The sequence below is a fragment of the Pseudonocardia alaniniphila genome, from assembly GCF_022524485.1.
In the GTDB taxonomy this organism is placed as follows: Bacteria; Actinomycetota; Actinomycetes; order Mycobacteriales; family Pseudonocardiaceae; genus Pseudonocardia; species Pseudonocardia alaniniphila.
On sequence record NZ_JAKXMK010000036.1, the window covers coordinates 76,460 to 102,565 of the forward strand.

Below are 26,106 nucleotides of genomic sequence, written 5' to 3' on the forward strand. Positions count from 1 at the left end.
CGGGGCGACCTCCGGCCCTACTTCGCCGACGAGCGCCCGCGAGGAGCATCTGTGACGGTTCTCGCCGCCGGGCAGAAGATCGCCGACCGTTACCAGCTCGACCGCCGCATCGCCGTCGGCGGAATGGGTGAGGTCTGGGAGGCCTCCGACACCCGCCTGGGCCGCAGCGTCGCCGTCAAGGTGCTGCGCCCGGAGCTCTCCGATGATCCGGAGTTCCTGCACCGCTTCCGTATCGAGGCCCGCACCGTCGCGTCGCTCGACCACACCGGCATCGCCGCAGTTCACGACTACGGCGAGGACGACGGGCCCGGCGGCCGGCGCACCGCGTACCTGGTGATGGAACTGGTGCGCGGCGAGCCGCTGTCCACGCTCATCTCGCGCGGCCCCATCGAGCCCGACGAGACGCTGCGCCTCCTCGAGGAGGCGGCGTGGGCGCTGCAGGCGGCCCACGAGCGGGGTTTCGTGCACCGGGACGTGAAGCCGGGCAACATCCTCGTCCGCAACGACGGCCTGGTGAAGCTCACCGACTTCGGCATCGCGAAGGCCGCGGACGCCGTGCCGGTCACCCGGTCCGGGATGGTGATGGGCACCGCCCACTACATCGCGCCGGAGCAGGCCAGCGGTTCCGAGGCCGGCCCCGCCGGCGACGTCTACTCGCTGGGGATCGTCGGGTACGAGTGTCTCGCCGGCCACCGGCCGTTCCGCGCGGAGAGCGCGGTCGCGGTGGCGATGATGCAGGTCAGGGAGCAGCCGCCGCCGCTTCCCGCCACGGTTCCGCGAGCCGCGCGCGAGCTCATCGAGTCGGTGCTCGTCAAGGACCCGAAGCTGCGCTACGGCACCGGCGGTGAGCTGGCCCTTGCCGTCGGCGCCGTCCGGCGTGGCGAGCCGTTGCCGGAGCCGGCCTCGGTGAGCGGTGCCACGCCGGTCATCACCACGAGATCGCCCTCCACTCCGTCGCGCGCGCGGCCGGCGGTCACGCTCGCCACACCGAGCCCGAAGGCCAAGTCCGGGCAGGACCGCAAGTCGCGCAAGCCGGCGCGCCGCCCGAAGTCCACGCGGTCGACGCCGTCGCCCGCCGCGCCGTCTCCGGGGCCTGCGCCACGCACCGAGCCACTACGACTTCAGCCCAAGGCCCGTTCCGGGCGGACATTGCTGCTCGTGCTCTTCGTACTCCTCACCATGGCCGCTGTGGCGATCGGGATCTTCATCGTTCGTGGCCTTCGCGACCAACAGTTACCGGATCCCGACCCGTTGGGCCGCTCGACCGGTACGGTGTCGAGCCGGGAGGGCGTCCTGGCCGGACCGGCGGTGGCCGACCGGGCGTTCAACCCGGAGATTCTCCGGTGAACCCGTCAAATCGACGGCCTGGCGCTCAGGTGGCCCGCAACGCACCCCGTCGGGCTAATGGGCCCGGCATGATGTCCGAATCACACATGACTCCCAGGAACCGGCAGCGATGACCACCCCCCGACTGTTGTCCGAGCGCTATGAGCTGGGCGAGGTGCTCGGTTACGGCGGCATGTCCGAGGTACATCGCGGGCTCGACACCCGGCTGGGCCGCGATGTGGCCGTCAAGGTGCTCCGCGCAGACCTCGCGCGCGACCCTCAGTTCCAGATGCGCTTCCGCCGTGAGGCGCAGAACGCTGCCGCGCTCAACCACCCGGCCATCGTGGCCGTCTACGACACCGGTGAGGTTGCCGGCGAGTCCGGCCCTCTGCCTTACATCGTCATGGAGTACGTCGACGGGCAGACGCTCCGCGAGATCGTCAAGACCACCGGACCGATGACGCAGCAGCGGGTCATCGAGGTGATGGCCGACGTGTGCGCGGCCCTCGACTTCAGCCACCGCCACAACATCATCCACCGCGACGTGAAGCCGGCCAACATCATGATCAACCGCGCCGGCGCGGTGAAGGTGATGGACTTCGGTATCGCCCGCGCGCTCGGCGAGGGCCAGAACGTCACCCAGACCGCCGCCGTCATCGGCACGGCGCAGTACCTGTCGCCGGAGCAGGCGCGCGGCGAGGCCGTCGACGCCCGAAGCGACGTCTACGCCGCCGGCTGCGTGTTGTTCGAGCTGCTCACCGGGGATCCGCCGTTCACCGGCGACACGCCCGTCGCGGTGGCCTACCAGCACGTGCGTGAGGATCCGCGGCGCCCGTCGGAGGTCAACCCGAGCGTTCCCGCCGCACTCGACGCCGTGGTGCTCAAGGCGCTGTCGAAGAACCCGCTCAACCGCTACCAGTCGGCCGCCGAGATGCGGTCCGACCTCGTCCGTGTGCGCAGCGGGCAGAGCCCGATGGCGCCGCTGGTGATGAGCGAGGACGAGCGCACGGCGATGCTCGCCGCCGGCCCGTCCACCGGCCCCACCCGCCGGCTCAACGGCGGCGGCCGCCACACGATGCCGCCTGCGGCTCCGATCGACTACGACGACTACTACGACGACGCGCCGCGCCGCAGCACCGCCCGCACCGTCGGGATCGTCGTGGCGGTGCTGGTCGCGCTCGGCCTCGTGGGGTTCGTGGCCTACCAGATCTTCAGCCCACCGCCGCCCACCCCGCAGGTGGCCGTCCCCAACGTGGTCGGGCAGAGCCAGCAGGATGCCCGCAACCAGATCCTGGCGGCGAGGCTCAGTGTGAGTTCGGTGGTCGAGGTCCCGTCGCAGGCCAGCCAGATCGACCAGGTTCTCTCCACCGACCCCCCGGTCGGCACGGAGGTCGCGGAACGCAGCAGCGTCACCCTTCAGATCGGCCGCGGCCCCGACACGGTGTCGGTGCCTGCGCTCACGGGCAAGACCGTCGAGGAGGCCACCGCTCTGCTCAAGGACCGTGGCCTCGAGATGGGCACGCAGACCACCAGAGAGACCAACGACCCCAACCAGGTCGGGAAGATCATTTCGTCCACCCCGGGCCCGGGTGAGGATGCCCGCGGGCGCAGCCAGGTCGCGGTGGTCGTTGGAGCGGAGCAGACCACCGTCCAGGTGCCCGACGTCTCCGGTCGCGACCCCGACGACGCGGAGCAGCAGCTCACCCAGGCCGGGTTCCGCGTCGGGCAGCACCAGGAGGTCGACGGCGGTGGCGACGAGGGCTCGGTGGCGGGCACCAACCCGCCGGCGGGCTCGCGAGTGGCGCGCGGCTCTCAGATCAACCTGCTGATCTCACGCGGCAACGAGATCCAGGTGCCCAACGTCGTCGGCGAGAGCGCTTCCGACGCCGTGGACGCATTGCGCCGGGCCGGCTTCCGCAGCATCGACCAGGAGACCGTCGATGTGAACAGCCAGGACCAGGACGGCGTGATCGTGCAGCAGTCGATCCGGGCCGGCTCCACGGCCGAGCCGGACGACAGCATCACGATCTCGCGCGGGCGGTTCTCACCCACCGGCAATGGCGGTGTCTTCGGCAACAACTAGTGCGACGCGCCCCGGGGTGCTCAGGAACACTGGGCACATGCGCGTGCTGGTTATCGACAACTACGACAGCTTCGTCTACAACCTCGTGCAGTATCTGGCCCAGCTCGGGGCCGACTGCACGGTGCGTCGCAACGACGAGGTCGACCTCGACGAACTGGACACCGCCGACGGTGTGCTGATCAGCCCCGGCCCCGGCACGCCTGAGCGCGCGGGTGCCAGCGTCGACGTGATCCGGCGCAGCGCCGACCGCGGTCTCCCCGTGCTCGGGGTGTGCCTGGGTCACCAGGCGATCGGCGTGGCGTGGGGCGGGATCGTCGAGCGCGCTCCGGAGCTGTTGCACGGCAAGACGTCGCTGGTGCACCACTCGGGCGACCCTCTGTTCGCCGGTCTGCCCGATCCGTTCGTCGCCACCCGCTACCACTCACTCTCGATCCGCCCCGACTCGCTTCCGGCTGCGCTGGAGGTCACGGGGCGCACCGAGGGCGGTGTCATCATGGGCGTGCGCCACCGTGAGCTGCCGGTCGTCGGGGTGCAGTTCCACCCCGAGTCCGTCCTGACCGAGGGCGGCCACCGGCTGCTGGCCAACTGGATGGCCGAGACCGGTCATCCGGCCCCCGAGGCCACGGTGGAGGCGCTCACCGCGGAGACGGCGGCCGTGAGCGCAAGCGCCTGATTCCGCCGGCCCGGGTGCCGGCAGTGCAGGTCCAGGTGTACCGCGCGCTACCGTTGTGTGACGCACCCGAACATCTCGCGAGGTCAGACATGCCGAAGTCGAAGGTCCGGAAGAAGGCGGTCTACACGCCGCCCGCCAGTGAGCGCCGCTCTCCGGTGAAGGTGGCCGGCCCGACGCACCCCGTGTACGTCGCGGTGATGCTCGGCCTGATGCTCGTCGGCCTGGCCTGGCTCGTGGTCAACTACCTGGCCGGCGACGCGATCTCGTTCATGGTGACGCTCGGGCCCTGGAACTTCTTCATCGGTTTCTCACTCATCGTGGTCGGCCTCCTGATGACGATGAGATGGCGCTGACCTGCGGAATTACACCTCTGTAAGCAATCCCCAATGTGGACTGCTGCTGTGGACAACTTCACGCTGAGTGATCATGCGTGAACGTTTCAAGGAGTGGAGCCCGGCCCCCGGCCTGGTCGTCTTCGCCTGGTTACTGACCCTTGCCGCTGCCGCATGGTTCGTGGCGCTGACGATCGCCGGCTCCGACCCGGCCGGTCGGCTGCTGGCCGGCGTCGCCACGGTCGGCGCGGCCGTCGCGGCATTCTTCGGCACGCGGGCCCGTCCGCGCCTACGTGCCGATGCGGACGGGCTCACCGTCAGCGGCATGTTCCGCACCCGCCACCACCCATGGCCGCTCGTACAGAACGTGCGGGTGCTACAGGTGCGCAGGCTCGGCCGCCGCACCTCACTGCTGGAGATCGACACCGTCACCACGGACGGAGATGAGCACCTGCTCGTCTTCGGGCGGCTCGAACTCGCCGCCGATCCGGAGGACGTGGCACCGGAGCTTCTCGCGCTTCGGCCCTGATCGTCCCGAACCCTGCTCCATGATCACCCACACGTCGCAGCGCAGGCACGCCCTGTCACACGTCGCCCCCCGGAAGAGCGGTCGTGCCGGGCATCCGGATCTGTTTACGATCACGGAAGTCGACGAAGGGAGTCTGCATGGCCGCCACGACACCGATGCGGGGCACGGACGGCTGCACCACCGGTTGCGGCTGCGGTACGCCCGCCTGATCGACCCATCCCGACGAGCCACGGCGGGGCGGCCCCTGAGGGGCCGCCCCGCCGTCGTCATGCGCGCCGCTGCTAGGCGAGCGAGGTGATCGCGATCAGGAACAGCAGCACGATCGTCAGCCCACCGAGCGCGGCGGCCTGCACCGCCGTCCGGTTGCGCACAGGGGAGTAGACCAAGGCCGCCGTGGCCACGGCCCCGATGACGAGCCCGCCGAGGTGGCCCAGCAACGAGATGCCGGGGATGAGCACGCTGATCACAAGGTTGACCACGATCAGCCCGACCACCTGGCCCGCCGGCACTCGGAGCCTGCGCAGGACGACGGCGAGCCCGCCCATCAATCCGAACACGGCACCGGACGCACCGGCCACCGCCTGGTTCGGCGCCGAGAAGAGCATCACGGCGGCCGAACCTCCGAGCAGGGAGATCAGGTACACGGCCAGGAACCTGCCACGGCCGAGCACGATCTCCAGGTCCCTGCCGAGCACCCACAGCGCGATCATGTTGAACAGCAGGTGGATCGGCCCGATGTGCAGGAAGCCCGAGGTGAGCACCCGCCACCACTCGCCGTCCTGCACCAGCACGGGAACGAGGGCCCACTCGCCGAACAACGACGCCGCAGAGTTGCCGTTGATGCTTCCGGCCTGCACCACGGTCCAGATGAAGATGACCGTGTTGATCCCGATCAGCGCGGGCACCACCAGCGGGCGCCCACCCGGCTCGGCCCCCGCCACCGTGGTGGCGCGGCGACCACGCCGTACCCCGCGGCTCACGCAATCGACGCACTGGTGGCCCACCGATGCCTCGCGCAGGCACTCCGGACATGCCGGCCGCTCGCAGCGGGTGCAGGTCAGTCCGGTGACGCGATCCGGGTGCCGTACGCAGACGGCCGGCGCCCCCGGCGGCTGGCTCCCGGGGTGCGGCGGGGGCGACGGGGGCCCGGCAGGGTAGGTCACAGCTCGTTCAGTCCGAGATCTCGACGCGCTCGATCACGACCTCGTTGATCGGCCGGTCAGAGCGGTCCGTGCTGGCGGTGGCGATCGCGTCGACGACCGCGCGGGACTCGGCGTCGGCCACCTCACCGAAAATGGTGTGCCGCCGGTTCAGGTGGGGCGTGGGGCCCACGGTGATGAAGAACTGAGAGCCGTTGGTGCCGGGCCCGGCGTTGGCCATCGCCAGCAGGTAGGGGCGGTCGAAGCGCAGATCGGGGTGGAACTCGTCGGCGAACTGGTAGCCGGGGCCGCCCCGGCCGGTGCCGGTGGGGTCACCGCCCTGGATCATGAAGCCGCTGATCACCCGGTGGAAGACCGAGCCGTCGTAGAAGGGGCCGGAGTCACCGCCGCTCGCGTTGGGCTGCGTGTAGTTCTTGCCGCCCGTCGCCAGCCCGACGAAGTTGTCCACGGTCTTCGGGGCATGGTCCGGAAAGAGGGTGATCCGGATGTCGCCCTGGTTCGTCCGCAACGTCGCGGTGTGCTTGGGGTTACCTGGTTCCGTCACGACTACATGGTGCCAGCCTTGCCAGGGAGCGCCAGTGCAGCACCGCGGGGCGTCACCTCAGAGAACGTCGGAGAGGAACGACGTGACGGCTTGCTCGTACGCGTCCGGGTCGGCGTTCCAGGAGCCGGTGTGCTCCACGCCCGGCACCTCGAGGTAGCGCATCGGCCAGCCGAGGGCGGGTGCGGCGGCCACGAGGGCACGGCTCGGCGCCACCGGAACGGCCGTGTCCTCGGTGCTGTGGACGATGAGCGTCGGCGGACGGTGGCTCGGCGGGCACAGGAGCAGGTCGAACCGGTCGAAGTCGATACCGATGCGCCGGCTGGTCATCGCCATCGCGACGTGTGTCAGCACGGGCGGCAGGCGCCGGTTGCCGGCCTGCTGGCGAAGAGTCGCGCGCCAGTCCACCAGTGGCGCGTCCCATACGACCGCCGCCACCGCAGACGCCTCGGGAGACCGGTCCAGCATCGCCGCGATGATCGCTCCACCCATCGACCAGCCGAACAGCACGACTCGACGAGCGCCCCGCTCCCGGGCGAACCGGACGGCGGCCCCGATGTCCTCCCACTCCGTGTCGCCGAGGTGGTAGTAGCCGTCCGGGCTGGGCGGCGCGCCGTCGTCGTTGCGATACGTCACGACGAGCGCCGGGTAGCCGCGCTCGTGGAGGGCCGGCAGGACGCGCAGGGCCTCCCGGCGGGAGCCCCCACGGCCGTGCACCAGCACCACCCAGGTGTCGCCGGTGGCCGGAACGAGCCACGCGGGACAGTGACCGAGCGGGCCGGGTACCGCCACCTCGTCGAACGGCAGGCCGCGCGCACCGGGGTCGGGGTCGTACGGACCGGCGTCGAGCACCGCGGCGGTGCCGGGCGGGGGGATCGGGCCGCTGCGCACCGTGCGGACCACCGCACCGGGCCGCGTCGCCGTGACGGGCCCGAGCACGGCCAGCCCGTCGGGGCGCCCTTCGGGACCGTTCCACCGCAGACCCCACGTCCCCGGCTGCGCCGTCAGCCGTGTGGCCGCCAGGGTGACCGTGGCGCCGTCGGCCGTGAGGACGCGCTCCGGGTACTGCGGGCGCTCGGACGTATCGAGCAACAGCGAGGAGTAGAACCAGCCGATTCCGGCGGCACCGGCGCCGGCGCCGAGACCCAGACCGAGCCCGATTCCGGCTCCCACACGTGCGAGCAGCGCCATTCCGATGATGATGCCGAATCCTGGTCGTGATCGTTCACTCGCGTCACAACATCAAGCGTCGGAGCGTCATCGGCCGAGGTGACGGTTGCGCAAATCGGAGCAGCAAGATCACCGGATGGTGTGAACCGTGATAACTGAGCGATCACGAAGCGCAACCACTTCCGATGGTCTTCGTTGACCGTGTTGATCATCGTCATAGCGACGTCATCAGCACGAGAGGAACCACCACACATGAGCAGCTTCGCTCGGCGCACCATCCGGACGACCGCCGCGGCAGCCGGTATCGCCGCACTCGGGGTCGGATTCGCCGGTCAGGCCTTCGCCGCCGACACCCCCGAGCTGCCGACGCTTCCCGACGTCGACGCTCTCGGTGCCCTGGCCGACGCGGACCTTCCGGTGGACGTCCTCGGCAGCCTGCCGGAGGCCCCGACCGCCGACCTGGCGGCCCTGCCGGACGCGTTCTCGTTCGACGCCGCGTCCTTCGTCACCGACGGCGTCGACGCCTCGGCACTGTCGGCCGTGTCGGCGGTCGAGCTGCCGGCGCTGCCGGACGCCGCGGCTCTCCCCGAGCTCCCCGCTCTCGCCGATGCTGGTCTCCCGGGTCTTCCCGAGCTGCCGGCGCTCCCCGTCGACCTGCCCGAACTGCCCGAACTGCCGGCGGCCCCCAGCGCCGATGTCCTGAGCTCGATCACCGACGCCGCCCCCGACGTCACCGACCTGGGCGCCCCGCAGTTCGATGCGGCCTCCCTCGCCGGTGACATCCTTGCCGGCTGACATACCCCACCGGCCGCCTGTGCCGCGCGATCTTCGGTTGCCGCGGCACAGGCGGCCGGTTTCAATCCTCTGACCTGCAGTCTTACCTCCGGCGTCATCGACGCCGTCACCTCCTTTCGCGCAGAGTCGATCCCGTCAGACGAACGTGATCGACACGCCAGGAGGCGACGATGACCGCACTTCCCTTCGCCCTCGCCACCACTTCCGATGGCGGCCGCCTGCTGCGGTTCGCCCTGCGCCTGGATGCCGCCGGATCCGGTGCGCTCGGTGTCGTCGGGCTCGCGGCAGCCCCGCTGCTGACCGACCTACTCGGGGTGACGGCGAACGTCCTCCGCGGCACGGGCGCGTTCCTCGTCGTATATGCGGTGGCACTGGTCGTCCTCGGGGCGATGATAACGATTCCACGCCCAGCCGCGTGGACGGTGGTGGTCGGCAACCTCGCCTGGTCGGCCGGCAGCATCGCCTCCGTGGTGGCAGCCCGCGAGTCCCTCACCGCGCTCGGGGTGGGAGTCGTGCTCGTGCAGGCGGCCGCAGTGGCGGTGTTCGCCGAGCTCCAGTGGATGGGCCTGCGCCGAGCTCGCTCGCGGGACCCCGAGGACGGGTGTTCCACGTGAAACACCCACGTCCCTGCTAGTCGCGCGGCCCGGTCTCGGCCATCGTCCCCCAGCCCTCACCAGGGACGTTCTGGACGTTGATGATCTCGGGGGTGGTCTCGACGAAGTCCGGTATGTAGGCCATCGCTGCCCTGAAGTGGTCGGAGCTCAGGTGCGCCTCTGCCGCGTCGTCCTGGAACGCCTCGACGAAGACGAACTGATTCGGGTCGTCCACACTTCTCGACCGCTCGAAGAAGATGTTGCCCGGCTCCGCCCGCGTGGCCTTGGCGAACTCGTCCGTGCGCGACAGCCAGTCGTCGATGCGCTCCGGCCGGACCGTGAACTTGACGACGATGAAGATCATCGATTCCCCTCGAATTCAGCTCCGGGCCCTTTCGCGAAGCTACCTGCCGCCTCGGGGCTCCGTAGGCCGGTGAGGTGAACATCAGGGGGAAAGAAAGCCGCATACGAGGCAGATCGCCCGGTACCGTCCAGGCGTGATCGAGTCTGCGGGGGAGATCGTCGTCGATAGCGGCCGTCCTGCCCGCGAACCGGCGGCGTGGCCATGGCTCGGCGCGATCGCCGGAGCCGTCACGGTGCTGTTGATCGCCGTGGCGGACCGGTACGGATATCACCGCGACGAGCTGTACTTCATCCGGGCAGGGTCGGAGCCTGCCTTCGGATACACCGACCAGCCGCCGCTCACCCCCTTGCTCGCGCACGCCCTCCACACCCTCTTCGACGGTTCGCTGGTAGGGCTGCGGTTCCCGTCGGCGGTGATGGCCGGGTTCGTCGTGCTGCTCACCGGCCTGCTCGCACGCGAGCTCGGGGCGGGCCGGGGCGCACAGGTGCTCGCCGCCGGGTGCATGGCCGTCTCGGCAGTGCTTCCGGCGGTGAGTCACATGCTTTCCACGACCACGGTCGACCTGCTGGTGTGGACCGCGATCTCGTGGCTCGTGGTGCGGGCGCTGCGTGATGGCGGGCCCCTGTGGCTCGCCGTCGGAGCGGTCGCCGGTGTCGGGTTGGAGAACAAGATGCTGCCCGCGTTCCTGCTGGCTGCGCTGCTCGTCGGCGTGGTGGTGGCCGGGCCACGCTCGGCGCTGCGGTCAGCGTGGCCGTGGGTCGGCGGCCTGCTCGCGCTGCTGCTGTGGATGCCGAACCTCGTGTGGCAGGCCGCCAACGGGTTTCCGCAGATCGAGCTCTCCGCCGCGATCGCTGCGGGCAGCTCGGGCACCAGCGAGCCCTGGTACGTGTTCCTCCCGTTCCAGCTGCTCCTGGTGAGCCCGCTGCTCGTCCCCGTCTGGGCCGTGGGCTGGTGGCGCCTTGCCCGTGATCCCGCGTTGCGCACCTGGCGCGCGTTCGCGGTGACGTACGTGGTGCTGGTGGTGGTCTTCATCGCCACCGGCGGCAAGCCGTACTACCTCGCGGGCCTCTACCCCGTGCTCCTCGCCGCCGGAGCGGCACCGGTGCTGGCCTGGGCACGCGCACGGGGCTGGCGCTCGGTCGTCCTGGGCACGGCGCTCGTGCTCAGCGCGGCCACGTCGAGCGTCCTCATGCTGCCACTCGTGCCGGTGGAACGGCTGGCCGAGACCCCGATCGTGGACATCAACTACGACGCCGGTGAGACCGTCGGCTGGCCACAGTTCGCCGCCACCGTGGCCGCGGCTCGGTCGACCGTCCCCGCCGCCGACCATGTGGCCGTCCTGACCCGGAACTACGGGGAGGCCGGCGCCGTCGACCGGTATCTGCCCGCGCTCGCCCCGGCCTACAGCGGTCACAACGCCTACTGGGACTGGGGCCCGCCCTCGGACGACGTCACCACCGTGATCGCGGTCGCGTTCACCGAGGAGCAGCTGCGCAGCTGGTTCAGCCGGGTGGAGCTCGCCGGGCGGATCGACAACGGAGTCGGCCTGGAGAACGAGGAGCAGGGCACTCCGGTCTGGGTGGCGAGCGGCCGGCTGGTGCCGTGGCACCAGATCTGGCCGCAACTACGCAGCCTCGGCTGAGGACGCCCCACGCGATCCGCCGCTGTGGTCAGGCAGTGGGCGCGAGCCGGCGGAGGCCGTCGAGTACGGCCTGCTCGACCTCGATGCCGCCGGCCGCGCTCCGTTCCGCGCGCACGGCCGCCGACCGCTCGAACGGCATGCGCACGGCAACATCCGGATCGGCAGGTCGCGTCGCGCGAACGGCGGCCGCGAACTCCACGGTCCGTTGCTCGAACTCCGCGGCCGAGCCGAAGAGATCCGGACGCAGCGCGAGCACGAGCATTCCGAAATCCTCGAGCTGGGGCGGTTGCGCCGGGGATCCGGCCAGGACGCCGAGCAGTTGGACGACGATCCCGAGCCCGCTGCCCCGGTGGCCGCCCCACGAGGTGAAGGCACCGGACAGTGCCGCCACCGGGTCGTCGGTCGGCCGGCCCGCGGAGTCGTAGGCCGAGCCGGGCGGCAGTCGACGGCCGGTGCGGTTCGCCAGCACGGCCTGCGCGTGGATGATCTCCGAGATCCCGATGTCCCAGATCACAGGCACGTCGCCTGCCGACGGGAATCCGAAGCAGATCGGGTTGGTGCCGAAACGCGGCTCGGTGCCCCCGTAGGGCGCCACCCATGGCGTCGCGTTCGATGCGAGCATCGCCACCATGCCCGCCGACGTGATCATCTCCGCGTAGTAGGAGAGCATCCCCGTGTACCAGGTGTGGTTCGCACCCACCACGGCCAGGCCGGACACCTGTGCCTTCTCGACGGCGATCTCGGTCGCCCGGCGTCCGACGAGGTAGCCGATGCGGTCGGCGCCGTCGAGTTGGGCCGACACCGGCGACTCGCGCGTGATCCGCATGGCGGCGTCGGTCATCGGGGTGTGGGCGAACCGGTCGGCGATGCTGAGGATCCGCGCGAGCCCGGCGTAGGAGAGCCCGCGCAGTTCACAGTCCATGAGGTGGTCGAGCACGAGCGCGGCCTCCGCCTCGGCGAACCCGAGGACGCGCAGCGCGTCGGTGCCGAGGCGTTCCGCTTCGTCGAACGCAACGAACACCATCGCTCAGCGCCGCAGATCGACGGGCGCCCCGCCGGCCGTCCGGCAGGAAGATGGTCCAGCGGACGTGACGTGCTGGTCGATCGGGTTCACCATGCACCCGATTCTGCCTGCGTGCCGGCACAGCGCCTCTGCGATGGCTCGCGACCTGCTCTTACGACCGTCCTCGTACGACATTCCCGCATTTTCGGGCATATCGGAGTGGCACCTTCCAAACGGACCGCATATTCATTGGATTATGGTGCGGGCGAGCGACGATTCGCAGCGAGGAGAGCACCGCGGTGGGCACCTTGAGTTGGCTGGAAGCGATCGTGATCGGTGGCCTGCAAGGGGTCGCGGAGCTCTTTCCGGTTTCGAGTCTCGGGCACAGCGTGCTGATTCCCGCCGTGGTCGGCGGCAGCTGGGCTCAAGATCTCGACGTCACCTCGCCCGAGTCGCCGTACCTGGCGTTCGTGGTCGGGCTGCACGTGGCCACTGCCATCGGGTTGATCGTCTATTTCTGGCGCGACTGGGTGCGCATCGTCCGGGGTCTCGTCACGAGCATCGTCCGGCGCGAGGTGGTCGAGCCCGAGCAGCGGCTGGGATGGCTTCTGGTACTCGCCACGATCCCGGTGGGAATCGCCGGGCTCGTACTCGAGCACGTGTTCCGCGTCTACCTGAGCAGACCCGAGCCCACCGCGGCCTTCCTCGTCCTCAATGGAGTGCTCCTACTCGTCGCGGAACGGATGCGTCGACGCTCCGAGCTGCGCGAGCCCGAGCCGGTGACCGTTCCCCTCTCCCCGGTCCGGGTATCCGCCGGCCCCGCCGGAGCTGCTCATCGCGCGGCGGCCGTGCCGACCGCCGAGGAGTTGGCCGATCGCCGGCTCGCCCAGCTTCCGGTGGGGCGCGCGATGCTGATCGGGGCCGCGCAGATCGCAGCACTCGCGCCGGGCATCAGCCGGTCCGGTTCCGCCATGGTGGCCGGCCTGGGAAAGGGCCTGTCCCACACCGACGCAGCACGATTCTCCTTCCTGCTCGCCACGCCGGTGATCCTCGCCGCGGGAGTGCTCAAGGTCGGCGACCTCGCAGGCCCACTCGGCGACGGCATCCGGCCACAGATCCTCGTAGGCAGCATCCTCTCCGGGGTGGGCGCCTACGTATCGGTGCGATTTCTCACGCGGTACTTCGAAACCCGCTCCCTGCGCCCGTTCGGGATCTACTGCATCGTCGCAGGTCTCGCCTGCCTCGCGTGGTTCCAGCTGCGCTGACGCAGGGACTCGCCGGCGGCACCCGGCCAGATCTCCTCGACCGTTATGAATGGTTTGCGCGGTCGAGTTTCAGCAGCGCAACAAAGGATTACCGACGGAAATCATTCACCACATTTCGGACATTGCCGCCAGGCATGTATGGGAAGAGTCGCCACAGCCTTTCGTCACAGGTACTCTGCACGTATTATTCGGAACCCGTGGCCGATCAGGCAAAGCAGAATCAACTCACGGTCACGATAGTCTGTCCCACTCCACCATTTCGGGAGTTTATTCACGATGACCGACATATCGACCGGCCGTGGAACTGCGCCCACGTCCAGCTTCCGTCGCGAGGTCGGGCCGATCCCGTTGATGTTCATCTCGCTCGGTTCGATCATCGGCTCGGGCTGGCTACTGGGTGCGCTCACCGCGGCATCTGCGGCCGGCGGTGCGTCGGTCCTGTCGTGGCTGCTAGCGGGCGCGGTGATGGTGCTGCTCGCTCTCGTCCACGCCGAACTCGCCGCCGCCTACCCCTTCGCCGGTGGCACCGCCCGCTACCCGAAGCTCGCATTCGGCACGCTGGCAGGCTTCGCAGCGGGGTGGGTGGGCTGGCTGCAGGCGGCCACTCTCGCCCCGATCGAGGTGGAGGCGGCGCTCAGCTATCTGGATCACATCTGGCCAGGGCTGGTCAATACCGACGGCGCGCTCACCGGGCGCGGGCTGGGCATCGGCATCGCGCTGATCGCGGTGTTCACGATCGTGAATATCTTGGGGGTGCAGTGGCTGGCCGAGTCCAACCGGGTCACGATGCTGTGGAAGACAGCCGTTCCGGTCCTCACCGTCATCGTGCTGCTCGCGGTGTCGTTCCACGCCGGCAACTTCACCGCAGGCGGCGGCTTCGCACCCTTCGGTGCGCACGGTGTCTTCGCAGCGTTGCCGCTGGGTGTGATATTCGCTCTGCAGGGCTTCGAGCAGGCCGTGCAGTTGGGGAGCGAGTCGCGCAACCCGCAGCGTGACCTCCCGCGCGCGGTGATCGGCGCGGTGCTGATCGGCACGGTGATCTACATCGGGCTGGAGATCGCGTTCATCGGTGCGCTCAATCCGGCGAACCTGCTCCACGGCTGGTCGGCACCGGTCGGCAAGGGCGACTTCGGCCCGTACGCGACGCTGGCCACCACACTCGGGCTGGGCTGGCTCGCGATCATCCTCTACATCGACGCGTTCGTCTCGCCCGCCGGAACGGGTCTGGTCTACGCGGGCACCTCCGCGAGGCTGGCCTACGCCCTCGGCCACTCCGGGCAGGTGCCGCGGTCGGTCGCGAAGATCAGCAAGCGGGGTGTGCCCTGGGTGGCGCTGCTGCTCGCCTTCGTGGTCGGGATCGTCTGCTTCCTGCCGTTCCCGAGCTGGCAGGGCTTCGTCAGCCTGGTCACCTCGGCCGTGGTGATGATGTACGGGTTCGCGCCGGTCACGCTGATGGCGCTGCGCCGCTCCGATCCCGACCGGGTGCGGCCCTACCGCCTCAAGCGCGCCTCGGTCATCTCGCCGCTGGCGTTCATCGCGGCCAGCGAGATCATCTACTGGACGTCGTGGCCCACGGTTGAGAAGCTGCTGATCCTGATCGCCATCGGCCTGGTGATCTTCGGTCTCTACTACCTGTTCGGCAACAACACCCGGCGCCAGCCCCTCGACGCCCGCGCCATGCTCTGGGTGCTGCCCTGGTTCATCGGGCTCGGCGTCATCTCCTACCTCGGTCAGTACGGCGGCATCGGTGTCATCCCGCCCTGGGTCGACCTCATCGTGGTCGCGGCGTTCGCTCTGGCGGTCTTCTACGTCGGCGTGCGGCTCGCACTCCCGCCGGAGCGGGTGGCCGAGGAGCTGATGATCGAAGAGATAGACGCCGCCACCCAGCCGGCAACGATCTGATCTGGCGGACGGCGTCAGATCCCGCCGGCGAGCAGCCGCTCGAGCGCGGCACAGGCGGCTGCGTCGCGGGCGGCGACCTTGGTGAGGTCCTCGGCGAGGGCCTGCAGCCACTGTTCGATGGTGACGGTGCGGCGACTGATCACGACGTCCCGCACGACCTGGCGCACCTCGGCCTCCACAGCGCCGTGAGGCCCCTCGCGCAGCGCCAGCTGACGGCCGTCGCCGTGCACGACCACCGCGACCGCGCGCCCCTCCCGCCCCGCCATCCGGTCGCCCAGCCCTCGCCGCCGGTCCACCTTGACCATCCCGGGTGGGAGGGCGTCGTGCAGAGCGCCGGTCAGCACCCTCGCGTACGAGGCGACGTCGGCACGGTCGGTGCGCAGGGAGGCAGCCAGAAGCTGCACGTCACCCATCGGCCCGAGGCCACTCGGTTCCATGGTCATCGCCGGTCACCGGTCCGTCAGCGGCAACACGAGCTGAGGGGTCGGGATGCGGTGGTCGGGACGCAGCGGGCGCACCGCCGTGCCGATGGCGAAGAACTCCGTGGTGTGCCCGCCCCAGCGGTGCCCGTGGGAGAGCAGCTGCACCCCGACGATCCCCTCCGCGTGCATTTCCTCGGCCTCCGCCTGCATCCGGCTCATCGCGAGCTCGCGGGCGTCGTAGAGCGCCTCGGTGAACTGCGGCAGCTCGACGTTCTGGCCGACGTTGCCCATCGCCTGCCAGAACCGCTGGTGGGCGATGTGGTACACGCACGAGCCCATCACCATGCCCAGCGGCGCGTACCCGGCTTGGACGAGCGTCCAGAAGTCTTGGCCGGACAGGTCGGAGGTGAAGGGCTGGTTGCGGTTGTTGCGCCAGGACATCCCTTCGTGACGCGGGTCGTCGGCCGTCACGGCGGTGCCGACGGCGATGAACTCGGCGAGGTCGGCGCCGAACTCCTTGAACTCGATCTGCAGCCGCACCCCGACGATCCCGTCGGCTCCGAGCTGGTCGGCCTCCGCCTCCATCCTGGTCATCGCCAGTTCGCGGGCGTGGTACATCGCCTGCGAGAGGGTGGTGAGCTCCTGGTTGCGATTCCACCTGCCCATCTGGAAGCCCACGTGGTAGATGCTCGAGCCGAGCACCAGGCCCACCGGTCGGAACCCGGCCTCGCGCACGAGCAGGAACTCGTTGACGGAGAGGTCGGAGGTGAACAGGCTGGTTGCCTGCCCGGGCCGCATCTCGGCGAGGCGACGCATGGCGTCCGCTGGGATACCCAGCTCTGTCGGGTCGGCGGTCACGGAATCTCCAGGGTGGTTCGGTCCGGTCAGCGAAGCGGCAGGAACGTCAGAGTTCGCGTCGGGGGCGCGCTGTCGGCGTGGAAGCGCACCAGCGCTGTGCCGAAGACCGTTGCCTCGGCGACGTGGTCGATGTGGTTCTCACCCGGTTCGATCTCCCAGACCCGAAGGTCCATCGACGACACGATCGCCCCGTCGGCGCCGGACTCGTGCACGTGGCCGCCGAGCCGCCCTCGCGCGTCGGCCCGGGCGTAGGTGATCAGCTCGGTGTAGCCGGCCACCTCGGTGTTGCCCGAGCCCCAGGCTGCCTGCTGCCGGGTGCGCCAGTCGTCGTGGCGGATGGCGACCGAGATGCCGTAGACGAGGTCGGTGGGCATCCACCCGGCCGTCACGAGCTTGGCGACGTCCTGCCCGGGGAGGTGCGTGCTGAAGACGCGGTGCGGCCTGATGTCACCGCCTGCCCGTACGGCGGTGCCCAGTGCGGTGAACTCCCGCGGCCCTCCAGGCAGCGGCGACATCGTGAGCCCGACGCCGACGACGCCATCAGCGCCGATCGTCGCGGCCTCCTGGACCATCCGGCCCAGCGCCGTGCCGTAGCCGCGGTACAGCGCGTCGACGTAGGGACCGAAGCCCCCGAACCGCATCGAATCCGACGACGTGATCGTTGGGGACGCCCATCCTCCGAGGCCCCCGAGCCCTCCGTAGATGCCGCAGCCGCCGTACCCGGACCAGCCGATCTGCTGGACGATCGAGCCCATCACCTCGCCGACGGGCTCGAACCCGGCCACCTTCAGCCCAGCCGCCGCCGGTGCCGAGAGCAGCGACGTCCATGCTCCGCCCGCAGCCGCCCGGCGCGCCCGTTCGGCAGCAACCGGCGGCAACCCACGCCCGTCCCAGTCGGCCACGTCGCTCCTCCGCGCTTACTCGCTTCCGGACACTAGTCCTCCTGAGAGAGCGCGGTGGGTCGCAAAACAGCACGTCAGGGACGGTTCGGTCAATGCAGGACGATTCCAGGCCCACGAAGACGGGACCGCGCGGTCACGTCAGGAGACACGCCCCAGGTCGGATGACAGCCAACGCTCAGGGCGAAGGTAGATGACCATCTGCTCGCCGTGCTCGGCCTTGGCGACCTCGACGTAGCCCGGCACGGCTTCCGCCGGCAGGTAGCGCCTGCTCAACTCCAAGAGATGCTCATCGGTGCCCGGCTCCGTGCGGGTGACCGACCCCTCGACCATGACGTACCGCAGCGTCGGATCGACGCGATCCACCATCAACGTGAAGCGGCCCGCCTCTTGGATGAGCTTCGCCTTGATGGACGCGACCCCGGTGAGCACCCAGGCCTCACCACCCGGCGTGTACTGGTACCACATCGGCACCGTCAGCGGCGCGCGCTCCGCGCCGCCTGCGACGGACAGTGCGGCGATGTGAGGTTCGGCAAGGAACAGCTGGCGCTCTTCGATTGTCAGCGGCATGGGGCGAGCGTAGGGGCACACCCCGACAATTCGGACACCGACGATCGGCCCGGGTCTGAAGTCAAGCTCCGGCTATCCCTTGCGAAGGTTCGGCACCGGAGTATCGAGCAGCGCCAGACGTGCCGCGTTCCACGCCGTTCTCAGCGCCGCCTGCACCGACGCGGAGGTCGGTCCGAGCAGTTTGACGACTGCGCCGCAGCTGTTGGGCAGCTCGCTCACGCCGACGAGAACATCGGGGCAGGCGACGAGCGCCGACCGCAACAGGTCGACCGTGCTGGGCGCATCGATCCGGTCCGTGACGATGTACAGAGTGGCGATGACGTCATGGCGGCCGAGCAGTCCGGCCGACCGCGGGTTCCCGCCGTCCGCGCATGTCAGGCGCAGGGTTTCGGCGAAGAGCAGCGATCCATCGGGGCGGCGGACCTCGGTCTCCGCCCAGTACAGGTCGTAGACGTGGGCCTCGTCGTGCGCGACCCGCCCTGGCAACAGAGTCTCGCCGAGAATCACCGTGGACTCCCGGTCGGCGGTCACACTCGTTCGCTGGAAGAGCCGCGACCCGCGACACGGCACGACCGGGTCGGGCAGGTACTCCACCACGGCACCGGCGCCCACACGCAGGTTGACCAGCTGGGTGGCGAAGTTCTGGCGCATTCCGAAGACCTTGGTGGCGGCCTGGGTGGTGAGGTGCACCGCGGAGCCGGGCGCACAGTCGAGATCGATACGGCACCGGTCGCCTTGGACGAAGCCGTCGCCGGACTGCTGCATGAACAGGAACGCCATATCCGGTCGACCGGCGTCGAGGTAGATCGGCCGGTAGATGTGCAGCGGCGCCCGCTGATACTGGCGCTGCACACGTGTCGCACCCGCACAGGGCGCCAACGTCAGGTCGAGCAGACCGACCTTGCCCGAGGCGCCGACCCCCAGCCCGCCTTGCACGGGACTGCCGATGGCAAGCACCTCCGCGGGCAGGTCAGCGGGGGTGTACCACGCGGGGTCCTGCCGGGAGGTCACCGCTCGGGTCATGGGGAACCGCCGGCCGGAGCCGCGAACTGCCGGCTGATGACCTCCGAGATCCGGCCGGTGACCTCGTTCAGGCCGTGGCCGGTGAAACAGTTCGTGAGCACGAAGGGGCGCTCGCCGCGTACGGCCCGTGCGTCCCTGCCCATCACCTCGATGTCCGCCCGCACGTACGGGGCCAGGTCGATCTTGTTGATGACCAGCAGATCGGAGTGGGTGACACCGGGCCCCCGCTTGCGCGGGATCTTGTCGCCCTCCGCCACGTCGATGACGAAGACGAAGTAGTCGGCGAGCGCTCTGCTGAACGTCAGGGTCAGGTTGTCGCCACCCGATTCGACCAGCACGACATCCGCGTCGGGAAACCGGCGAGTGAGGTCGCCGACCGCATCGAGATTCATGCTCGGGTCGTCACGCACCGCAGAGTGCGGGCACGAGCCGGTCTCCACTCCGACGACCCGTTCAGGATCCAGCACGCCGGACAGAGCCGCCCGTACATGATGGGCATCTTCCGAGGTGAAGATGTCATTGGTCACGACCACCGGGCGATGGCCCCTGTCGAGCAACATCGGCACGAGTGCCTCGATGAGAGCAGTCTTCCCCGATCCGACCGGCCCGCCGATGCCGATACGAGCGATGCCAGGCGCACGGGCACTACCGAACGCATCGTCGTCCGGCGTCGGAGATCCGTGCACGTGAGCGTGCGGGTGTCGAAAGTGCTCGTCCATTCAGGACCGTCCTCTCTCAGCTGGCGAACATTCGGAGCTCGGCTGTCTCATGACGCATCGCCATCACGTCCAGCAAGGGCGTGCACCCGCCGATGTGCGCGACGTCCCGATCCACCGCCGTCAGCGCGGCGTCGGCGGTCACCGCACGCACGTGGAACAGCACGCCTTGAGCGGTGCGGTGATCCGTCAGGGCCAGGCGCACTGCTGCGGCGACCCAGCCGGCTGCGAAGGCGTACAGCTCACCGGCCACGGCCTCCGGGCACGGCACACCCAATGAGGCGCTGAGCATGCCGAGGACAACCGCATGGTTCCCCGGCGTGCGTCCCGCTTCGACGAGCTCCGCGTAGTCGCGCCCCACCGTTCCGCGAAACGCGACAGCGGCGGTGCTCAGCAACGCCCGGCCGGTGCGCGTCGAGGCCTCCCGGGCCTCACGGGGGAGCTTGACGGCGGTCAGCCTGTGATCGGCGCGCATCACCAGGTCCAGATCGAGCACACCGTCCGGGCTGGTGGCGCGATGGGCGCAGGCCAGCGCGACTCCGTCCGAGGGCGCGACTCCGAAGCGCACGCAGTCGGTCAGAAGCGCCACCAGCATGGACGGGCGGATGGGCCCGGCCGGCTCGTCGCTCTGCGCGAAGCTCTCGAGGCCGTAGGAGAGGGTGTAGCGCCCGGTCGGGAAAGCGGAGTCGCTCAGCTGCAGGACCGACAGATGGCTCGTGAGTCGCGCCTGGCTGCCGGAACGCGATGCGTGCGCCGTGTGGGCCATCAGACGATGAAATACAGCTGAGACATCGACACCTCGTCGACCGCATCGACCGTGGCCGGTCGACCGTCGACGCACACCTGGTAGGTCTCCGGGTCGACGGTGATCTCCGGCGTGGCGTCGTTGCGCACCATCTGGGCTTTGCCGACCGTGCGGCAGTCCCGTACCGGTTCGACCCATCGCTGCAGGCCCAACTGATCCGCCACCCCGGCGTCCGCCGCGGCCTGCGAGATGAACGTCATCGACGTGCGCGCGACGGCGCGTCCCTGAGCGCCGAACATCGGCCGCAACTGCACCGGCTCGGGAGTAGGGATCGAAGCATTCGGATCGCCCATCACCGCCCAGGCGACGAAACCTCCCTTGACGACGTACTTCGGCTTGACGCCGAATGTGCTCGTCGGCCACAGCACGATGTCCGCGACCTTGCCGGGTTCGAGCGAGCCGACCAGATGACCGACCCCGTGGGCCACTGCCGGATTGATCGTGAGCTTGGCGAGATAACGCAGGATGCGCTGGTTGTCGTTCTCCGCGGGATCGCCGTCGAGGCTGCCCGTCATCTTCTTCATCTTGTCGGCAGTGCGCCAGCAGGTGGTCACGGTGTCCCCGATCCGGCCCATCGCCTGCGAGTCCGACGAGTACATGCTCAGCACTCCCATGTCGTGCAGGACATCCTCGGCCGCTTCCGTCTCGGCCCGGATACGGGACTGGGCGAAAGCCATGTCCTCGGGATTGTCGGGATTGAGATTGTGAGTGGCGACGGTCATGTAATAGAGGTTGTCGGCCGTGTCCGTCGTATAAGGCCGGGTGGGGTTCGTCGAGGACGGCAGCACGTTCGGAAGCGACGCGATCGCCATGATGTCCGGCGCGTGGCCGCCACCGGCACCTTCCGTGTGATAGCTGTGGATGGTGCGTCCGTCGATCGCCGCGATGGTGTCGGCGAGGTAGCCGCTCTCGTTCAACGTGTCGGCATGCAGGGCGACCTGCACGTCGTACTCGTCGGCGACGCGGAGGGCGCAGTCGAGCACTGCGGGCGTGGCACCCCAGTCCTCGTGGACCTTCAGCCCGAACGCGCCGGCCTGTAACTGTTCCACCAGGCTCTCGGGCCGGCTGCTGTTGCCTTTTCCCAGAAGCCCGATGTTCACCGGCAGAACTGCTGTCGCCTCGAGCATTCGAGCGATGTTCCACGGCCCCGGTGTGCAGGTGGTGCCCTTCGAACCGTCCGCGGGGCCGGTACCTCCACCGATCAGCGTGGTGACGCCGCTGGACAGGGCGTGCGGTATCTGTGCCGGAGTCAGGAAATGCACATGGGTGTCGACAGCGCCTGCCGTGGCGACCAGCCCCTCACCGCAGATCACTTCCGTACCTGCGCCGACGATCAAGTTCGGATCGACGCCGTCCTGGATATCGGGGTTTCCGGCCTGGCCCACACCGACGATCCGCCCGTCCTTGATCCCGATGTCGGCCTTGACGATTCCCAGCATCGGATCCATCACGATGACGGCCGTGATCACCAGGTCGAGCGCCCCGTCGGCGTTGCGCAGGCCTGGCGTCTGCCCCATGCCGTCACGCAGCGCCTTGCCACCTCCGTAGATGGCTTCCTCTCCGGGAAGCAGCAGGCTCCGCTCGACCTGGGCGACCAGTTCCGTATCTGCCAGGCGGAACCGGTCGCCCACCGTCGGGCCGTAGAGCGAGGCGTAGTGCTGACGCGAGACGACGCTCACGACCGCTTCACCCGCCTGCCCGCGTCCGGCCGGTCCTGCGTTCCGAGGAACCCCAGATCGCCGGCGCGCCGGATCGCCCGCTCCACGCTGCGCTGCGACGACGTCCCGCCGTCGAGCAGGGCGTTGAATCCGATCACCCGTCCGAGGCCGCCGAACTCGACCAGCCCGACATCGCGCTCGTCGCCCGCTTCGAAACGGATCGACGTGCCCGACGGGACATCGAGCCGCATCCCCAACGTCGCCGGTCGGTCGAACTCCAACGCACGGTTGACCTCGAAGAAGTGGAAATGCGAGCCGATCTGTATCGGCCGATCTCCGGTGTTGCGGACCGACACTCTCGAGGTCCGCCTGCCGGCGTTGATCTCGATCGGCTCGGCGGAGAGCAACCACTCGCCTGGAATCACCATTGCCTCATCCCTTCCGCGCGCGGCGGCGACGTCCTCAGGAGATCGGGTTGGACACCGACACGAGCTGGGTTCCCGTGCGGAAGGTCGCCTCGACCTGCACGAGATTCATCAGCTCCGGGACTCCCTCCATCACGTCGGCACGCGTCAGGATGTGCTTCCCGAGCTCCATGACGTCCGCGACCGACATCCCGTCCCGAGCCGCCTCCATCACGCCCTCGGCGATCAGGGCGATCGACTCCGGCAGGTTGAGCTTGACTCCTCGGTCCCGGCGTCGGCGGGCCAGCCCGGCGACCTGGTAGATCACCAGCTTCTCGCTCTCGCGGGGGCTCAGCATCAACGAGGAGACCGACTTCTCGATGCGCGGCGTTGCAGGGCCGTTGGTACTCATCGAAACCTCCGATGGCCGAATGTTCGGCAGATCAGAATCCGGCCAGGCCCTGTGGGCTGTTGTACGGAATGCTCGCGCTGGTGACCTCGTCCAGCGAGCCGTCCGGTTGAACGGCGTAGCCGACGAGCTTCGAGGCATTCCCGTAGATCTGGTACAGGTAGACACCGTCAGGAGTCATCCAGTTGTCGCTCGGGCCGCTGCTGACAGTTCCGTTGAGCGCCCTGAACGTGCCGTCGCCAGTGACCTTCGGGCACGCAGGATCCTGCGCAATCGAGAGCACGTTGCCGTCGATCCGGAAGCTGCTGATGTTGCTGTAACCGAAGTTCGTCGCGAAAACGAACTGGTCATCCGGGGACACGGCCAGCCAACACAGCTCGGAGGGCCGGCCCGCGCTGGTGTCGATCTGCACGAGTGGGCCGACGCTGAGCCGTCCGTCCGGGTCGATGCTGCCCATGACGAGCCCGTCGCCGACGGCCTCGCCGATGACGAGGTGATCCGGCCGGCTGTGGAGGAAGGCGGGATAGAACGGAGAACCGCCTCCGGCATCGTGGAACGAGGGCCGGTCGAGCGTGCCGTGCGCGTCCACGCGAAATATGACGAGGCCGTCGGGATCCGGCGCATTCGACGCGATCGACTTCGGGGTGCCGTCCGGGCGCCGGACCCAGAGAATCGGTGAGCCGTCCGGGTTCGCCGTGGGCAGCTCGTCGAACGTGGTGCCGACCAGGAGGAACTTCTCGTCGGGCGACAGCACCACCATCGTCGACACGCGGTCGGCCTTGTCCGGAGTATTCGCCGTGTAGCGCTCCGGGCGCGCGGTGAGCCTGCCTTCGCGGTCGACCGACATCAGCCGGACGTGGTCGGGGCCGAACGCGTGAAGCACGAAAAGCGTCCCGGACGACGGCGCGTACGCAAGGGACTTGGCGGTGCCGCTCGGCCCGGTCACGATATTGCCCGTCCGCTTGACGTCGACGAGCGAGAGCTTGCCGTCATCGCCGACGCTGAAGCTGGAGACCGAGTTGTCACCGCCGTTGGTGGTGAACAGGAACCGTCGGTCCGGCGAGAGGATGACGCTACCCGCGCCCTCGAACGCATTCGGTGCGCTGGCCTGCCCACTGATCGGCTTGAACACCCCGGAACCGGCACCACCCGTGGGGATCCGCTCCACCTCGGTGATCCTGCCGCTTCCCGACCGCAGATAGTGGATCACGGCATTCTGGTTCTCGTTCGTCTGCATGTAGAGATGTCCACCATGCATCGCATCACCGCGACCGGCTTGTGGTGCCGCGGATAGCTCGTTCGACATACTCATCGCTCCCACATCAGTTGTCCTGGCCTGCCACTCCGGTATCCGCTTCGTGCGGGTCGCAGCTCGGTCGGATCGCCGGCTCGTCGAGTGCCGATCGCGCGGACCCGGGGCCGATGTCGGCCCGGTTGGCATGTCCGGCCGCCGCCGGAGCGCGCGGTGCGTCGTGTTTTCGCTGTTCGGAGCCCTACGGTCGCGGTGTGCACCGCGGCTCGAACCAGTGAAAAACACCGGCAGCACTCCGACGACACCGGCACTGATGCGTGGAACTCCGGGACATACCCGGCGAATCTCGGCTGATGAAGCCGGAAGGATGGCCTCAGCTACGGGGGCGGCGACCGAGAATGTTCATGACTCGGAACCTGATCGGGAGCTGATCGTTCTGGTTGAACAACTCGGCCAATGTGACGACCATGCCTCGGTCATCCTTCGAGCGCGACAGCCGGGCTTCCACGATCGTCGTCCGCAGGCGAACGGAGTCACCGGGGCGCAGCGGCACCTGCCAGCGCACTTCGTCGACTCCGGGGGAGGCGAGGCTGGCGACCCGGGACAGGTAGTGGTCGGCGAACAGGCGCATCGCCAGTCCTGCGGAATGCCATCCGCTGGCGATGAGTCCGTTGAACGGACCGGTCGCAGCAAACCTCTCGTCGGTATGAATCGGCTGTGGGTCGAACTGTTCAGCGAAGTCGATGATCGCTTCCTCACTCACGGCGAGGTGGCCGTACTCGTAGACCGCGCCGAGTTGGTAGTCCTCGAAGTAACGATCATCAGTGGGTGCGCTGAAGTCGGTCTCACTGAGGGTCCGGGATTTCGTAGCGGTGCGTGCCATGCAGCGGATGATCCCACCGCAACAGTTCAGTCTGGCCTGAACAGTTGAGCTATGGTCCGGTGGTGATCGGCGCCGACCTCGACCTCGCTGCCACAGCGCGGGCCATCGCTGAGCCACCCCGGGCGGCGATGCTGCTGCGTTTGATGGACGGGCAGGCACATACCGCGAGGGACCTGGCCGAGGCCGCCGGAATCTCGCCGCCGGCCGCGAGTCCGCACCTGCGCCAGCTGGTCGACGCCGGTTTGGTCGACGTCACCGTCACCGGTCGGCGCCGGCTGCACACGATCGCTTCTCCTGAGGTTGCCACTGCGATCGAGGCACTCGCGGCGATCTCCCCTCTGCTCCCGGTGGAATCGCTGCGTGAGGCCCACACGGGGAGTCGGCTGCAGACCGCGCGGGTCTGCTACAGCCATCTCGGAGGTTCCCTTGCCGTTGCCGTCGCCCGCCGCATCACCGCGGACGGTGTGGTCTATGACGTGGACACGAGTGGGGGTGGAACGGTCGGGGCGCTCGACCATCCGCTGCTCACCGCGCTGTCGATCATCGACCTGTCGAGTTTCACGGGCCCGATGGTGCGCGGCTGCATGGACTGGACAGAACGCCGAGTCCACCTCGCTGGGCGGCTGGGCACTGCCCTGCTGGTCGCCATGCTCGAGCACGGATGGCTCCTGCGCCGCCAGGGGGATCGCGCACTCAACATCAGCTCGACGGGTACGGGTCATCTCACCGAGCTCGGTATCTGGCCGCTCGACGCCATCGCTGAAACCACGTCCACCGGGTAGCGCGCCCGTACACGTTCGACAGCCGCGCGGCGTACCGGGACCGCAGC

The 26,106-nt window shown here is 69.1% G+C and carries 28 protein-coding genes; 11 read left to right on the top strand and 17 right to left on the bottom strand.

Annotated features, from left to right (window positions below):
• The first annotated feature begins 51 nt into the window (after positions 1-51).
• The 5 genes from MMF94_RS34160 to MMF94_RS34180 all read left to right on the top strand — a co-directional run bounded on the left by MMF94_RS34160 (position 52) and on the right by MMF94_RS34180 (position 4,943).
• Positions 52-1,347 (top strand): serine/threonine-protein kinase, encoded by a 1,296-nt coding sequence (locus MMF94_RS34160; RefSeq protein WP_241041583.1) that lies wholly within the window; start codon positions 52-54, stop codon positions 1,345-1,347.
• A gap of 109 nt (positions 1,348-1,456) precedes the next feature.
• Entirely contained in the window at positions 1,457-3,409 is a 1,953-nt protein-coding gene (pknB, locus tag MMF94_RS34165; RefSeq protein ID WP_241041584.1) for a Stk1 family PASTA domain-containing Ser/Thr kinase, read from the top strand.
• Positions 3,410-3,446: 37 nt separating this feature from the next.
• A complete protein-coding gene (locus MMF94_RS34170) occupies positions 3,447-4,082 on the top strand; it encodes an aminodeoxychorismate/anthranilate synthase component II (protein ID WP_241041585.1) in 636 nt (211 codons plus the stop codon).
• Between the two features lie 89 nt (positions 4,083-4,171).
• Positions 4,172-4,435 carry a cell division protein CrgA gene (crgA, locus tag MMF94_RS34175; RefSeq protein WP_241041586.1) on the top strand — a complete coding sequence of 88 codons (264 nt, stop codon included), beginning with the start codon at positions 4,172-4,174 and terminating at the stop codon, positions 4,433-4,435.
• A 73-nt stretch (positions 4,436-4,508) separates the two neighbouring features.
• Positions 4,509-4,943, top strand: coding sequence for a PH domain-containing protein (locus tag MMF94_RS34180; RefSeq protein ID WP_241041587.1), 435 nt, complete (start codon positions 4,509-4,511; stop codon positions 4,941-4,943).
• 281 nt (positions 4,944-5,224) lie between these two features.
• On the opposite strand, the gene MMF94_RS34185 is transcribed toward MMF94_RS34180, so the two are convergent.
• The 3 genes from MMF94_RS34185 to MMF94_RS34195 form a co-directional block, all read right to left on the bottom strand.
• Entirely contained in the window at positions 5,225-5,923 is a 699-nt protein-coding gene (locus MMF94_RS34185; protein ID WP_241041588.1) for a rhomboid family intramembrane serine protease, read from the bottom strand.
• Positions 5,924-6,113: 190 nt separating this feature from the next.
• Positions 6,114-6,647 carry a peptidylprolyl isomerase gene (locus tag MMF94_RS34190; RefSeq protein ID WP_241041589.1) on the bottom strand — a complete coding sequence of 178 codons (534 nt, stop codon included), beginning with the start codon at positions 6,645-6,647 and terminating at the stop codon, positions 6,114-6,116.
• 57 nt (positions 6,648-6,704) lie between these two features.
• Positions 6,705-7,835 carry an alpha/beta hydrolase family protein gene (locus tag MMF94_RS34195; protein ID WP_241041590.1) on the bottom strand — a complete coding sequence of 377 codons (1,131 nt, stop codon included), beginning with the start codon at positions 7,833-7,835 and terminating at the stop codon, positions 6,705-6,707.
• A gap of 231 nt (positions 7,836-8,066) precedes the next feature.
• Between MMF94_RS34195 and MMF94_RS34200 the strand changes: the two genes are divergently transcribed.
• Together MMF94_RS34200 and MMF94_RS34205 are read left to right on the top strand one after the other, a co-directional pair.
• The gene (locus tag MMF94_RS34200; RefSeq protein ID WP_241041591.1) at positions 8,067-8,609 is read left to right on the top strand and encodes a hypothetical protein; all 543 of its coding nucleotides are present in this window, start codon (positions 8,067-8,069) and stop codon (positions 8,607-8,609) included.
• A 170-nt stretch (positions 8,610-8,779) separates the two neighbouring features.
• Entirely contained in the window at positions 8,780-9,223 is a 444-nt protein-coding gene (locus MMF94_RS34205) for a hypothetical protein (RefSeq protein WP_241041592.1), read from the top strand.
• A 16-nt stretch (positions 9,224-9,239) separates the two neighbouring features.
• Here MMF94_RS34205 and MMF94_RS34210 read toward each other — a convergent pair whose 3' ends face one another.
• Positions 9,240-9,566 (bottom strand): putative quinol monooxygenase, encoded by a 327-nt coding sequence (locus MMF94_RS34210; protein ID WP_241041593.1) that lies wholly within the window; start codon positions 9,564-9,566, stop codon positions 9,240-9,242.
• A gap of 133 nt (positions 9,567-9,699) precedes the next feature.
• Between MMF94_RS34210 and MMF94_RS34215 the strand changes: the two genes are divergently transcribed.
• On the top strand, positions 9,700-11,208 hold the full coding sequence (locus MMF94_RS34215) for a glycosyltransferase family 39 protein (RefSeq protein WP_241041594.1): 1,509 nt from the start codon (positions 9,700-9,702) through the stop codon (positions 11,206-11,208).
• 28 nt (positions 11,209-11,236) lie between these two features.
• Here MMF94_RS34215 and MMF94_RS34220 read toward each other — a convergent pair whose 3' ends face one another.
• Positions 11,237-12,232, bottom strand: coding sequence for an Ldh family oxidoreductase (locus MMF94_RS34220; protein WP_241041595.1), 996 nt, complete (start codon positions 12,230-12,232; stop codon positions 11,237-11,239).
• A 278-nt stretch (positions 12,233-12,510) separates the two neighbouring features.
• Here MMF94_RS34220 and MMF94_RS34225 point away from each other — a divergent pair, with 278 nt between their 5' ends.
• Both MMF94_RS34225 and MMF94_RS34230 read left to right on the top strand, forming a co-directional pair.
• On the top strand, positions 12,511-13,476 hold the full coding sequence (locus tag MMF94_RS34225; protein ID WP_241041596.1) for an undecaprenyl-diphosphate phosphatase: 966 nt from the start codon (positions 12,511-12,513) through the stop codon (positions 13,474-13,476).
• Between the two features lie 276 nt (positions 13,477-13,752).
• Positions 13,753-15,378: an APC family permease gene (locus MMF94_RS34230; RefSeq protein ID WP_241041597.1), complete on the top strand. Its 1,626-nt coding sequence runs from the start codon at positions 13,753-13,755 to the stop codon at positions 15,376-15,378.
• A gap of 14 nt (positions 15,379-15,392) precedes the next feature.
• On the opposite strand, the gene MMF94_RS34235 is transcribed toward MMF94_RS34230, so the two are convergent.
• From MMF94_RS34235 to MMF94_RS34290, 12 genes are all read right to left on the bottom strand, one after another.
• Positions 15,393-15,821: a hypothetical protein gene (locus tag MMF94_RS34235; RefSeq protein WP_241041598.1), complete on the bottom strand. Its 429-nt coding sequence runs from the start codon at positions 15,819-15,821 to the stop codon at positions 15,393-15,395.
• A gap of 6 nt (positions 15,822-15,827) precedes the next feature.
• The gene (locus MMF94_RS34240; RefSeq protein WP_241041599.1) at positions 15,828-16,658 is read right to left on the bottom strand and encodes a heavy metal-binding domain-containing protein; all 831 of its coding nucleotides are present in this window, start codon (positions 16,656-16,658) and stop codon (positions 15,828-15,830) included.
• Positions 16,659-16,684: 26 nt separating this feature from the next.
• Positions 16,685-17,560, bottom strand: coding sequence for a heavy metal-binding domain-containing protein (locus tag MMF94_RS34245; protein ID WP_241041600.1), 876 nt, complete (start codon positions 17,558-17,560; stop codon positions 16,685-16,687).
• Positions 17,561-17,698: 138 nt separating this feature from the next.
• A complete protein-coding gene (locus tag MMF94_RS34250) occupies positions 17,699-18,127 on the bottom strand; it encodes a pyridoxamine 5'-phosphate oxidase family protein (RefSeq protein WP_241041601.1) in 429 nt (142 codons plus the stop codon).
• 72 nt (positions 18,128-18,199) lie between these two features.
• The gene (locus MMF94_RS34255) at positions 18,200-19,150 is read right to left on the bottom strand and encodes an urease accessory protein UreD (protein ID WP_241041602.1); all 951 of its coding nucleotides are present in this window, start codon (positions 19,148-19,150) and stop codon (positions 18,200-18,202) included.
• The gene (gene ureG / locus MMF94_RS34260; RefSeq protein ID WP_241041603.1) at positions 19,147-19,869 is read right to left on the bottom strand and encodes an urease accessory protein UreG; all 723 of its coding nucleotides are present in this window, start codon (positions 19,867-19,869) and stop codon (positions 19,147-19,149) included. The genes MMF94_RS34255 and ureG overlap by 4 nt, the downstream gene beginning before the upstream one ends.
• A gap of 16 nt (positions 19,870-19,885) precedes the next feature.
• Complete coding sequence (locus tag MMF94_RS34265; RefSeq protein WP_241041604.1) at positions 19,886-20,632, bottom strand: urease accessory protein UreF; 747 nt, start codon at positions 20,630-20,632, stop codon at positions 19,886-19,888.
• Complete coding sequence (gene ureC, locus MMF94_RS34270; protein WP_241041605.1) at positions 20,632-22,350, bottom strand: urease subunit alpha; 1,719 nt, start codon at positions 22,348-22,350, stop codon at positions 20,632-20,634. The genes MMF94_RS34265 and ureC overlap by 1 nt, the downstream gene beginning before the upstream one ends.
• On the bottom strand, positions 22,347-22,757 hold the full coding sequence (gene ureB, locus MMF94_RS34275) for an urease subunit beta (RefSeq protein WP_241041606.1): 411 nt from the start codon (positions 22,755-22,757) through the stop codon (positions 22,347-22,349). The genes ureC and ureB overlap by 4 nt, the downstream gene beginning before the upstream one ends.
• A gap of 34 nt (positions 22,758-22,791) precedes the next feature.
• Positions 22,792-23,145 (bottom strand): urease subunit gamma, encoded by a 354-nt coding sequence (locus MMF94_RS34280; RefSeq protein ID WP_425564020.1) that lies wholly within the window; start codon positions 23,143-23,145, stop codon positions 22,792-22,794.
• A 31-nt stretch (positions 23,146-23,176) separates the two neighbouring features.
• Positions 23,177-24,379, bottom strand: a complete 1,203-nt coding sequence (locus MMF94_RS34285; RefSeq protein ID WP_241041607.1) for a lactonase family protein — start codon at positions 24,377-24,379, stop codon at positions 23,177-23,179.
• A gap of 388 nt (positions 24,380-24,767) precedes the next feature.
• Entirely contained in the window at positions 24,768-25,157 is a 390-nt protein-coding gene (locus tag MMF94_RS34290; RefSeq protein ID WP_338104390.1) for a MaoC/PaaZ C-terminal domain-containing protein, read from the bottom strand.
• Positions 25,158-25,321: 164 nt separating this feature from the next.
• Between MMF94_RS34290 and MMF94_RS34295 the strand changes: the two genes are divergently transcribed.
• Positions 25,322-26,059: an ArsR/SmtB family transcription factor gene (locus MMF94_RS34295; protein WP_241041609.1), complete on the top strand. Its 738-nt coding sequence runs from the start codon at positions 25,322-25,324 to the stop codon at positions 26,057-26,059.
• The last annotated feature ends 47 nt before the right edge of the window (positions 26,060-26,106 follow it).